This window comes from Streptomyces sp. NPDC060027 (assembly GCF_042737005.1).
GTDB lineage: Bacteria > Actinomycetota > Actinomycetes > Streptomycetales > Streptomycetaceae > Streptomyces.
On sequence record NZ_JBHWVI010000008.1, the window covers coordinates 1 to 11,680 of the forward strand.

Sequence of the window (11,680 nt, forward strand, 5' to 3'; positions counted from 1 at the left end):
CAGGACGGGCCCTTCGCGTGTGGTTCACGTCCGCGCGCGCAGTTCCGCCTCGATGAGGTCGGCAGTCCGCCGGGTGCCTCCCTCCTCGGCCATCCGCTCGCGGATCTCCCGCAGCCGGCGGGCCACTTGGGGATCGTCGGCCACCGCGAGGACGGCCTCGCGCAGGGTGGCGGCGGTGGCCTCCTCCATGGGGAGGTGGCGGGCGACGCCGAGCGTCCGGAGCATGTCGGCGTTGCCGAACTGGTCGGCCGCCTGCGGTACGGCCACCATCGGCGTGCCGGTGGCCAGTCCCTCCTGGCTGCCGCCCGCGCCCGCGTGGGTGATGAACGCGTCGGCCTGCCGGAGGACCGAGAGCTGCGGCACCCACGGGTGCACCTCCACGTTGCCGGGCAGCTCGCCCAGCTCCGCCGGGTCGACGAACTTTCCGATCTGCAGCACCACATGCCAGTCCGGCACGTCTTCGAAGGCCTCGGCGCACGCGCGGTAGAAGGCGGGCTGCTTGGTGAAGCTGGAACCCAGTGACACGAGCAGCACCCGCCCGGCACCGGCGGGTCGCCGCCACTCCCCCTGCGCGGCACGGTCGCCCTGACAGGCCCCGACGAAGGTGTAGCGCCGCTCGTCGACGCGGTCGGCGTTCGGCTGAAGGGCCCGCGGGATGAGGACGAGGCAGCGGTCGGGGCGGCCCATGAAGTCCTCGACGCTCAGGTCCATGCCGTTCTCGGCGATCCAGCCGGCGAAGGTCTCGTAGAACGCCTTGCCGCGCGGGGTCTGTTTGAGCGGCTCGAACAGCGGCTTGCCGACCTCCTCCTCGTAGCCCTCCCAGGCCACCAGGTTCGGTGAGAGCTGCACGATCGGGACACCCCAGCGATGGGCGAGCACCCGGGCGGGATAGGCGGTGATGTCGTACAGCACCAGATCCGGCTCGTCCCCCGCGTAGGCCGCCGCGAGCTGCGGCTCGGCCTGCAGGGCGTCCGCCAGGAACGGCTCGATGTTGTCGATCAGCTCGGTCCCCCACGCGTCCGGATCGTCGTCGGTGGGCAGCGTCGAGGTCCACGGCTTCGGTTCCGCGCCCGTCTCGGCGATCCGGTCGGCGAACGCGGGCGGAATCGCGTACGTGACGCGGTGGCCGCGGGCGACGAGTTCCCTGATCACTTCGATGCTCGGGTTCACATGGCCGTGGGCGGCGATGGAGAACATGGCGACATGGGCGGGTCGAGTGGTCATGTACCGAGCCTAAGCGAGACGATACGTCTCGTCCAGCCAATAGACGTCTGCGGTCGCGGCCCACCCGCCGATCGGGTACTACGGAAACCGGGGCCCACCGCGACGAAGGGACGGCTCACCGTGCAGACGCGTCTCGACGAGATCGCCGACGGCATCCACCGGATCTCGACCCACGTCCCCGAGATCGCCCCACCGGCCGGGTTCACCTTCAACCAGTTCCTGGTGGCGGCAGAGGAACCCCTGCTCTTCCACACCGGGATGCGCGCCCTGTTCCCATCGGTCTCCGAGGCCATCGCACAGGTGATGCCGGTCGACCGGCTGCGCTGGATCACGTTCGGGCATGTCGAGGCCGACGAGTGCGGCGCGGTGAACGAGTTCCTGGCCGAGGCCCAGCACGCCGAGGTCGCACACAACACCCTGGGCTGCCTGGTCACCCTCAACGACCTGGTCTCCCGGCCGCCGCGACCGATGGGCGAGGGAGAGCGTCTGGACATCGGCGGCCACGAGGTGCGGCGGGTCGTGCGGAACATCAACACCCCGCACGTACCCCACAATTGGGAGGCCCGGCTGCTCTTCGAGGAGCACACCCGCACCCTCTTCTGCGGTGACCTGTTCACCCACCTCGGCAACGGGCCCGCCGTCACCGCCGACAGTCTCGTCGAACGCTGCCTGGAGGCGGAGGAATTGTTCCGCCAGATCTCGTGCCTGACCGCGATGACGGCCACGCTGCGCTCGCTCGCGGAGCTGCGGCCCGCCACGCTCGCCGTGATGCACGGCTCCTCGTTCAACGGGGACTGCCCCCGCGCGCTGAACGACCTCGCGGACGCCCTCGACTCCCGTTTCGGCCCGGAGGCCGCGTTCGTGTCCCGGCCCAGCGTGCTGGCGGGACCGCATCCCGGGGCGGCGTGACCCACGCCCGCACGGCGAACCTCATACGTGGCCGGGGTGCGGGCACCCCCGGCCACCGTGCTGTCCGGGAGAAGAGGGCTCAGGCGGCCTTGGTCACCGCGTCGCGCTCGAACGAGTTGATCGTGCGCGTGAAATCCCGGGTGGACAGCAGAAGCTTGTAGATGATGGCGAGTTCGAAGACGAGAAGCAGCACTCCGGAGACGACGGTCGCCTCCACGACGGAGTCGAGAAGCGGACCGATGATGAACGCGCCCATCTGGAATTCGATTCCGCTCACCAGGTGAGGACGAATCCGGTGCCGCAACAGGAGGGAGCGCATCCGCAGATAGGTCGGAAAACGGTGGCGGAACTCCCGCTGCAGATCGATGACCTGGCGCGAGGGAACGGCCGTCGCGCCCTCCGTGGCCTCCGCCCCGGCGGCCGCCTCGGCCTTGCCCATGTCCTGCTCGATGTCGGCCTCGGGGTTGTCGCGGAGCAGGTCCTCCATGAAGGTCAGCTCGGCCTGGTTCTCGGCGCGGCGCGCCTCCCGCAGCCGCGACTTGATCTGCTTCCGCATGGAGTGCCGAATCTTGAAGATCTCCAGGGAGTTGATGTAGCGCAGGGTGTCGAGTCCCACGACGGCGAGGGCCAGCCAGATGTACAGCGTCTCCCCACTGCGCTGGTACTGGCCGGCCATCAGCGCCACCGCGCACACGGCCACCCGGATGCGGTCGAAGACGAAGTCCAGCCAGGCACCGAACACCGAGCCCTGGCCGGTGAGCCGGGCGAGCTTGCCGTCCATGCAGTCGAAAATGAAGCTGACGTGGTAGACCACCGCACCCGCGACGAGCCAGCGCCAGTCGCCGAGCGCGAAGCAGGCCGCCGAGACCAGGCCGAGCAGGAACGCGCCCCAGGTGATCTGGTTCGGCGTGATCCTCGTCCGCATGGCGAGTTGCCTGACCAGGGGTGTGGCGACCGGGTCGACGAGCAGCACGGTCCACCACGCGTCACGCTTCTTCTCCGTGATGCGCCGCACCTCGGCGAGGTCCGGAATGTCTCGACGTATGAGTCGCATGGGTCAACTTCCTGATGTTCGACTGGAATTAACCTCACGCTAGGAATGCCCTCACCCAAGGCACAAGATCCGCCCCGTGCAACCTTTTCAAGGGGGTAACGGTCCCATCAGTAACCGAGTCGATGGGACTTTCCGGCAAGCCCCGCGTTACCCGAGCGTTATGCAATGACCCGACCGTTATTCAACGTGCGCCAGGACTTCACCGTCTGGGCGCAACCGTGACGGAAGGACGTCACGGCACTCGTGGACGGTGACATTCCGGTGGCCCCTGCCGCGCTCGCGGCCCGCGCCCGCGCCATTCCGCTTCGCCGGAATCCGCTTCGCCGGAATCGTTTCCCTCGGGATCCGTTTCCCTCGGGTGCCGCCCGTCGCGGCCTCCGCGACCAATCGGGTCCCGTTGCACGCCGGGTGGCACCGCGCGACTCCGGACACCAAGCACCGGGTCCGACCTGTGGGAATGGGACACTGACCGACGGATGGCGTGACCCCACGCCGTCGTACGCGAGGGCAGCGCGGGCGGCGCGCGAGGACACGGAGGCGAGCGATGGACGAGGCACGGGCGCGGGACGTACTGGCGGCGGCGAACGTGCTGCCGGGGCCGGCGCGGGACGCGTCGCTCCTCGCCCTCGGCGAGAACGCGGTGTTCGCCGCCGGCGACCTGGTCGTCAAGGTGGGGCGGGACGCCGAACTCCTCGACCGCGCGCGCCGGGAGCTGGACATCGCCGCGTGGCTGGCCGGTTCGGGCGTCCCCGCCGTGCGGGCCGCCGAGCCGGAGCCGCTGCTGGTCGACGGGCACCCCGTGACGGTGTGGCACCGGCTGCCCGATCCCGTCCGCCCCGCCGAACCGCGCGACCTGGCCGAACTCCTTCGGGTGGTGCACGCACTGCCCTCCCCCTCCTTCACCCTGCCGCCCCGCGAACTCCTCGGCGGTGTGGAACGCTGGCTGCGTCTGGCGGGCGACGCGATCGACCCCGTGGACGCGGCGTATCTGCGGGAGCGGCGCGACGGGTTCGCCACGGCGGCCGCCGCGCTCGTCCCGCATCTGCCGCCGGGCCCGATCCATGGCGACGCGCTGCCCCGCAACGTCCATGTCGGTCCGGACGGACCGGTCCTGGTCGACCTGGAGACCTTCTCCGCCGATCTGCGCGAGCACGACCTGGTGGTCATGGCCCTCTCCCGTGACCGTTACGGGCTTCCCGCCGAGGCGTACGAGTCCTTCACCGCGGCGTACGGCTGGGACGTCCGCGCGTGGGAGGGCTGCTCCGTCCTCCGGGGCGCCCGGGAGACGGCCAGCTGCGCCTGGGTCGCCCAGCACGCGCCGGCCGACCCCAAGGCGCTGGCGGAGTTCGAACGCAGGGTGGCGTCCCTGCGGGACGGCGACGAGACGGTGCGCTGGTACCCGTTCTGACCGGACGCCCGGTCTCGGCCGCGCGATCGACGGAGCCGTCCTCCACACCGACGGCCGCCTCTCGGCGAAGAGCGCGAGTGCCTCCGGTCTCGCCCCCGCGCGGCCCCCTATGGGCCCCGGCGTCCCCTACGGCGCCGGCTCCCACCGGAAGCGATCACGGCCCCTCCGGTCTCGCCCCGGCACGGACTCCCCGGTACGCCCTGGCGCCCGCTACGGTGCCGGCTCCGACCGGCCCGCGCTCCCCGCTCCCCTGTCACGCGGCGCGCCCGCTCCGGGCGGGACCCGGTGACCCCGGTTCCGTGTCCGGTGGCGGGGCCCGGGAGGCGGTCGGGTCAGACTCTGTCGTCCGCCAGGTCCCGCAGCGGCCAGGTCCCGTCCACCACGGCGTCCGCGTCGCCCTTGCGGCGCAGGAACCCCTGGAAGTCGGCCGCCCATTCCGCGTACCAGTCGATCTGGCGGCGGTGCAGCTCGGCGGGGCCGAGGGCCGCGACCTTGGGGTGACGGCCGGCTATCGCGCAGGCGAGCCGGGCCGCGGCGAGCGCGTCGGCCGAGGCGTCGTGGGCGGAGTCCAGGACCACTCCGTACTCGGTGCAGACCGCTTCGAGGTTGCGCTTGCCCCGGCGATAGCGGTCCACCGAGCGGTCGATGGTGTAGGGGTCGATGACGGGGGCCGGGTCGATGCCGCCGAGCCGCTCGCGCAGCGACGGCAGTCCGTACCGGCGCAGTTCGGCGGAGAGCAGCGTGAGGTCGAAGGCCGCGTTGTACGCGACGACCGGGACGCCGGTCCGCCAGTAGGTGACGAGGACGCCCGCTATCGCGTCGGCGACCTCGTCGGCGGGCCGGCCCTCGGTGGCCGCCCGCTCATTGGTGATCCCGTGCACGGCCACGGCGTCGACGGGGATCTCCACGCCCGGATCGGCCAGCCACTCGCGGCGCCCTCCCGGCTCTCCGTCCTTGACCTCGATCACGGCGCCCGTCACGATGCGCGCCTCGCGCGAATCGGTCCCGGTCGTCTCCAGGTCGAAGCCGATCAGCAGCTCCCGGTGCCAGCCCATGGGCGGCCCCCCTTCTTCGTGGTGCTTTCCCCCAGTGGTCTCCACGATCCCATGGGCCACTGACAATCCGAGGACCGCGTTCCGCTCGGCCGGGGGAGAGCCTTTTCAGGACACAGGCCGCGAATCGGCCCAGGCCACCTCGAACTCCTCGCGATAAGTGGGGAAGAGCCCCTCTTCGTTGCTTTCGTCCGGTTTGACGAGCCGGCTTCCGCCGCGCAGCACCAGGACCGGCGCCTCCATGCCGCGCGTCCGGCGCAGATACGACTGCACGACCGCGATGCCGTCCGAGCCGTCCCCGTCCACCAGGTAGGCGGTGAAGCGGGGCGTCTCGTCGTAGACCTGGATCTCGAAGGCGTCCGGGTCGCGCAGCCTGGACCGGACCCGTCGCATGTGCAGGATGTTCATCTCGACGGCCCGGCTCAACTCGCCGCGCTTGATGCCGAGTTCACGCTCACGCCGTTTGACGGCACTGGAAGCGGGGTTCAGGAACAGCAGCCGCGTCCGGCAGCCGGACTCGGCGAGGCGGACCAGCCGGCGCCCGGAGAAGTTCTGCACCAGCAGGTTCAGGCCGATGCCGATCGCGTCGAGCCGACGGGCTCCGCCGAAGAGGTCCTCGGCGGGGAACTGGCGCAGCAGCCGCACCCGGTCGGAGTGCACCCCGACGACGTCCGCGTACCGGTCGCCCACGAGTTCCTCGACGGCGTCCACGGGCAGCCGCCGCGCGGAGGGCACGTCGCTCCCGGCGCCGAGGATCTCCAGGAGCTTCGCCGCGGCCCGCTCGGCCTGGCCCAGCACGGCCTCGGACAGGGCGCGGTTGCGCGACACGACGTTCCGGGTCACTTCCAGCTCGTCCAGGGCCAGTTCGACGTCCCTGCGCTCGTCGAAGTAGGGCTCGAAGCACGGCCAGTGCTGCACCATCAGCTCGCGCAGCTGGGGCAACGTGAGGAAACTGAGCACGTTGTCGTCGGCCGGGTCGAGCAAGTACCCCTTGCGACGGCTGACTTCGCGGACGGCGACCGCCCGCTGCACCCACTCCTGCCCGGCGGGACCCGCGGCGGCGACCACCCAGTCGTCGCCGTGGACGGGTTCGTAGATGGGACGGAGAACAGCGGCCACGACCGCGCGCAGCCGCTGTTCGACCAGGTTCAGCCAGATGTAGGCGCGCCCGGCTCGCTGGGCGCGCGTACGCACCTCGCGCCAGGCGTCGGCGCCCCAGTCCAGTTCCGGTCCAATGGATCCCATTTCCATCGGCCGTGCCAGGGACACCGCGCCGGGTGGGACATCTGTGGAGTTCCCCTCGTGACCCTCGTCACCAGGAGGCAACTCCAGCCCTCCCGAGCCCACCCGCGCACCGCCTTCCGCTCCCCCGAGCACTCCCCAGGGGCCAGGCCCCAATCAACGATCAAGGAAGGGTACTCCGGGAGCGGCGAGCGGTGCAGCCCGATGCACAGGTCGTTTCCCAACTACCTTGGTTCGACATGCCCGTTCTGGTTCGCCAGCTCCGGCGGAGTGAGCGGATTCATAGCGGTGACGTCACGCGGTGCGATGGCGAAGCCCTGCCAGTGGACCGGCATGGGCTGCTGGTCCTCGTCGCGGGCGATGTGGTGGAAACCCGAGTTGACCCAGACGACGGGGTGCGTGAGCGTCTGCCCGCCGACCCACTTGTCGACGGATTTTCCGTGTCCGGCACCGCAGTTGCGCAGGTTGTCGCTGGCGAACTGCTCGCACTTGTTGTACTCGGTGAAGTAGACGTCGTGCTTGGTGAAGGCACGGCCGAGGTACTTGGTGGTCGCGCCCGGGACGAGCTCGTAACTGCGGGCGTGGTTGTCCTTGTTCTTGCCCGAGTTGCTGACGAGACGCCACCAGCGCGAGTTCTTGGCGTCGCCCGCGAGTTCCTTGGTGATCTTCGTGACCGTGGTCTTCTTGCTCGGTGCCGCCGCGCCGCTCGCGGGCGGGCTGACCGTGGAGTCGTACTGCTCCACCTTGGCCTTGGAGGAGCCGTCCAGGCCGAAGTTGAGCCGCCAGAAGACGTTGTGGCTGTGGCTGGTGGCGTAGTCCTTGGCGCCCTTGCCGAGCGGCCAGCCGCGGCCGTCACCCGCGTCGTAGTCACCGGGCGAGAGGCTGCCGGTGGCGCCGACGTTCATGTTGAGGGTGCCGTCGTCCTGGAAGCGCCACTCGGTGATGTACTCGTACCAGCCGACCTTGTTGACGGTGTAGACGAGAAGGTCCTTGCCCTGCTTCTGGAAGACCTTGTTCCCGGTGTCGGCCTCCATCCGATAGGCGTGACCGCGTGAACGGGTCGTGGTGCACAGGCCCTTGACGTTCGCGTGCTGCGGGTCCCAGGCGTCGGGGACCTTGACCGTCTTGATGGCGCCGCCGGGGCACTCGGCCGGGACCATGTCGACCAGGCCCTGGCCGAAGCCGGCGCCCGTCAGGTCGCTGTACTCGACCGAGCCGTCGTCGTAGGGGACGTCGATCTGGGCGAGCTTGGCGCTGCTGAGGACCTTGATCGGGGCGGCCTCGCCGGGCGGCTGGTACGAGATGTCCTCCAGGACGAGCCCGGCCTCGCTCTCGTAGTGCCAGCACATCCGCCAGGTGGTGCCGGTGGCGAGCTTCTGCTCGATCCGGTAGGCCGCGCTGCAGTCGGCGGCCGGGGCGGGCGCGGCCTTCGGCTGGGCGACGGCCGGTCCTGCGGCCGTCGTCGCGCCGGCGGCCAGGGCGAGCACCGAGAGGCCCGCCGCCGCCCGGCTGCGGGCACGGCTGTTTCTGTTGACGCGCATGAAGAAGTGACTCCTTGCGGAAAGCAGTGAAGGTGGGAAGGAGAGAGGGGCGGCGCTCAGCCGAGCTTGCCGACCTTGCGGGTGCTCAGGTCGATCACCAGGTCACGGCTGTCGATCCAGGGCCCGTTCTTGACCTTCGGGAAGAGCCGTACGCAGCGGTGCTCGCCGCAGGCGTCGAGGACGGCGGGCTGGCCGCCGGGCGTCGCGCGGTAGACCATGCTGTTGAGCATCAGCTGGTCGGGCGAGGCGAGTTCCTTGCCGGTGGCGTCCTTGAAGTCGGCCTTGAGGCCGGCGCCGAGCGGGTCGGCGATCAGCAGTTCGGCGGCCTCGGTCATCTCGTCGCGGCTGATCGGCGGCTGCACGTCGTGCTGGGTGCCCGTCTTCTCGACCTTCCCGGTGTCGAGGTTGACGGTCTTGGTGACGAGCGTGTCGTCCTTGTAGTCGTAGAACGTGACGTCGGCGCGGCGCGGCGCGTTCGGGTCGTCCAGTTCGGCCGTCTCGGGTTCGGCGAGGTCGACGCCGATCCGCTGCGGTCCTCGCTCGCCCTCGACGTTCTCGGTGGCGTTGAACAGCTGCCGGTTCACCGCGATCCGCTCGACGCGCTTCATCTCGTCGTCGGTCAGCGGGTCACGGCCCTTGCCCTTCTCGCCCTGGGCCGGAGCCCGCTCGACGACGCCGGGCCGCACCGCTCCGCCCTGCTCCCGCAGCGCCGCCCGTTCCTGCGCGGTCGTGCCGGCTGCCAGGCCCCCGTCCCGCTCGTCGGCCCCCGCCGACCCCGGAAGGGTGATACCGACCATCACGGCCGTCCCGGCCACCGCGATGGCCGCACCTGCCACCACCTTGCCCAGATGGCGGTGCACTATCTTGCGCACATTTCCCCCTACTCCCCCCACGTACTTCAGGAGTCGCTCGAGTCCCACTGGTTCGGCATACGAGGTATGCCTGGTCACGGGGTAAGAGGGATGTAAGTCATAGGAGGTTCCATCACTTTCGGGGAGACTCGGCTCGGACTCGCCCCCAGGGGCACGGCACTACTGGAAGAGTCATATCCATGCAGGTCTGGCCTGGAGAGGCATATCCACTCGGTGCCACGTACGACGGTGCCGGTACCAATTTCGCGGTCTTCTCGGAGGCCGCCGACCGTATTGAGCTGTGTCTGCTGCACGACGACGGCTCGGAGACGGCCGTGGAACTGCGCGAGACCGACGCGTTCGTCCGGCACGCCTACCTGCCCGGCATCATGCCCGGACAGCGGTACGGCTTCCGGGTGCACGGGCGGTACGCGCCGGAGCGCGGACAGCGTGCCAATTCCGCGAAGCTGCTCCTCGACCCGTACGCGCGTGCGATCGCCGGTTCCGTGACCTGGGGCGAGCAGGTGTACGGCTATCCGTTCGGGTCGCCCGACAAGCGCAACGACCTCGACTCGGCGCCGCACACCATGTCGTCGGTCGTGGTCAACCCGTACTTCGACTGGGGCGACGACCGGCGCCCCCGCACGGAGTACCACCACACCGTGCTCTACGAGGCCCACGTCAAGGGCCTGACGATGCTGCATCCGGCGCTCCCCGACGAGCTGCGCGGCACGTACGCGGCGCTCGCCCACCCGGCGATCATCGAACACCTGACGGAACTCGGCGTCACCGCGCTGGAACTGATGCCCGTACACCAGTTCGTCAACGACCACCGTCTGGTCGACATGGGTCTCAACAACTACTGGGGCTACAACACCATCGGCTTCTTCGCCCCGCACAACGCGTACGCCTCCTGGGGCGACCGGGGGCAGCAGGTCCTGGAGTTCAAGTCGGCCGTCCGGGCGCTGCACGAGGCCGGCATCGAGGTCATCCTCGACGTGGTCTACAACCACACGGCCGAGGGCAACCACCTGGGTCCGACCCTCTCCTTCAGGGGCCTCGACAACGCCTCGTACTACCGCCTGGCGGACGACCCCCGCTACTACATGGACACCACGGGCACCGGCAACTCCCTCCTCATGCGCTCCCCGCACGTGCTCCAGCTGATCATGGACTCGCTGCGCTACTGGGTCACCGAGATGCACGTGGACGGCTTCCGCTTCGACCTCGCGGCCACCCTGGCCCGGCAGTTCCACGAAGTGGACCGGCTGTCGTCGTTCTTCGACCTCGTCCAGCAGGACCCGGTGGTCTCCCAGGTGAAGCTGATCGCCGAACCCTGGGACGTCGGCGAGGGCGGCTACCAGGTGGGCAACTTCCCGCCCCTGTGGACCGAGTGGAACGGCAAGTACCGCGACACCGTGCGGGACATGTGGCGCGGTGAGCCGCGCACGCTGGCCGAGTTCGCGTCCCGGCTGACCGGCTCGTCCGACCTGTACCAGGACGACGGTCGCCGCCCGCTCGCCTCCATCAACTTCGTGACCTGCCACGACGGCTTCACGCTGCACGACCTCGTGTCCTACAACCACAAGCGGAACCAGGCCAACGGCGAGGACAACCGCGACGGCGAGAGCCACAACCGTTCCTGGAACTGCGGCGCCGAGGGCGAGACGGACGACGAGACCGTGCTGGCGCTGCGGGGCCGGCAGCAGCGCAATTTCATCGCCACGCTGATGCTCTCCCAGGGCGTGCCCATGCTCAGCCACGGCGACGAGTTCGCGCGCTCCCAGGGCGGCAACAACAACGCGTACTGCCAGGACAGCGAGCTGGCCTGGGTGCCGTGGCCGGAGGACGGCTCCGACCTCCTGGACTTCACGCGCGCGATGGTGTGGCTGCGCAGGGACCATCCCGTCTTCCGGCGGCGGCGGTTCTTCCACGGGCGGCCCGTCCAGGGCACCCACGACGAGCTCTCCGACATCGCGTGGTTCACCCCGGAGGGCCAGGAGATGACCCAGCGCGACTGGGGTTCCGCGCAGGCCCGGGCGCTGTCCGTCTTCCTCAACGGCAACGCGATCTCCGAGCCGGGCCCCCGCGGGGAGCGCATCGCCGACGACTCCTTCCTGCTGATGTTCAACGCCTCGCCGAAGTCCCTGGACTTCGTCGTGCCGGTCGACCACGGCCGCCTGTGGCAGGTCGTCGTCGACACGTCCCGGCCTGAGGGAGTCGCCCCGGGTACGGGCGCGAAGGTCGAGGCCGGGGAGCGGCTGACCCTGGTCGACCGGAGCATGACGGTGCTGCAGCGGCCCGCGTAGGAGGGCCCGGTCCGATCGGCACGCGCGCGTGGCTCCCGCCGTGGGGCGCACGCGCGCGGGGGTCTCCGTCGTGGGGCGCACGCGCGCGGG

At 70.1% G+C, this 11,680-nt stretch carries 9 protein-coding genes; 3 read left to right on the forward strand and 6 right to left on the reverse strand.

Going from position 1 to position 11,680, the window contains the following annotated elements:
- Positions 1–24: 24 nt before the first annotated feature.
- Positions 25–1,224, reverse strand: a complete 1,200-nt coding sequence (mgt, locus tag ACFWBT_RS03640; protein ID WP_385695384.1) for a macrolide-inactivating glycosyltransferase — start codon at positions 1,222–1,224, stop codon at positions 25–27.
- 120 nt (positions 1,225–1,344) lie between these two features.
- On the opposite strand from mgt, the gene ACFWBT_RS03645 reads away from it, so the two are divergent.
- Positions 1,345–2,133 (forward strand): MBL fold metallo-hydrolase, encoded by a 789-nt coding sequence (locus tag ACFWBT_RS03645; RefSeq protein WP_385695386.1) that lies wholly within the window; start codon positions 1,345–1,347, stop codon positions 2,131–2,133.
- Between the two features lie 79 nt (positions 2,134–2,212).
- Here ACFWBT_RS03645 and ACFWBT_RS03650 read toward each other — a convergent pair whose 3' ends face one another.
- Entirely contained in the window at positions 2,213–3,187 is a 975-nt protein-coding gene (locus ACFWBT_RS03650) for a CDP-alcohol phosphatidyltransferase family protein (protein ID WP_385695388.1), read from the reverse strand.
- A 544-nt stretch (positions 3,188–3,731) separates the two neighbouring features.
- On the opposite strand from ACFWBT_RS03650, the gene ACFWBT_RS03655 reads away from it, so the two are divergent.
- Positions 3,732–4,595: a phosphotransferase enzyme family protein gene (locus tag ACFWBT_RS03655; protein WP_385695391.1), complete on the forward strand. Its 864-nt coding sequence runs from the start codon at positions 3,732–3,734 to the stop codon at positions 4,593–4,595.
- 332 nt (positions 4,596–4,927) lie between these two features.
- On the opposite strand, the gene ACFWBT_RS03660 is transcribed toward ACFWBT_RS03655, so the two are convergent.
- The 4 genes from ACFWBT_RS03660 to ACFWBT_RS03675 form a co-directional block, all read right to left on the reverse strand.
- On the reverse strand, positions 4,928–5,650 hold the full coding sequence (locus tag ACFWBT_RS03660) for a 3'-5' exonuclease (RefSeq protein ID WP_385695394.1): 723 nt from the start codon (positions 5,648–5,650) through the stop codon (positions 4,928–4,930).
- Between the two features lie 105 nt (positions 5,651–5,755).
- Complete coding sequence (locus tag ACFWBT_RS03665; RefSeq protein WP_385695397.1) at positions 5,756–6,994, reverse strand: SAV2148 family HEPN domain-containing protein; 1,239 nt, start codon at positions 6,992–6,994, stop codon at positions 5,756–5,758.
- A gap of 119 nt (positions 6,995–7,113) precedes the next feature.
- Positions 7,114–8,430: a copper amine oxidase gene (locus ACFWBT_RS03670; RefSeq protein ID WP_385695400.1), complete on the reverse strand. Its 1,317-nt coding sequence runs from the start codon at positions 8,428–8,430 to the stop codon at positions 7,114–7,116.
- 56 nt (positions 8,431–8,486) lie between these two features.
- The gene (locus ACFWBT_RS03675) at positions 8,487–9,302 is read right to left on the reverse strand and encodes a Tat pathway signal sequence domain protein (protein WP_385695402.1); all 816 of its coding nucleotides are present in this window, start codon (positions 9,300–9,302) and stop codon (positions 8,487–8,489) included.
- 179 nt (positions 9,303–9,481) lie between these two features.
- Between ACFWBT_RS03675 and glgX the strand changes: the two genes are divergently transcribed.
- Positions 9,482–11,590 (forward strand): glycogen debranching protein GlgX, encoded by a 2,109-nt coding sequence (gene glgX, locus ACFWBT_RS03680; protein ID WP_385695405.1) that lies wholly within the window; start codon positions 9,482–9,484, stop codon positions 11,588–11,590.
- Positions 11,591–11,680: the final 90 nt, after the last annotated feature.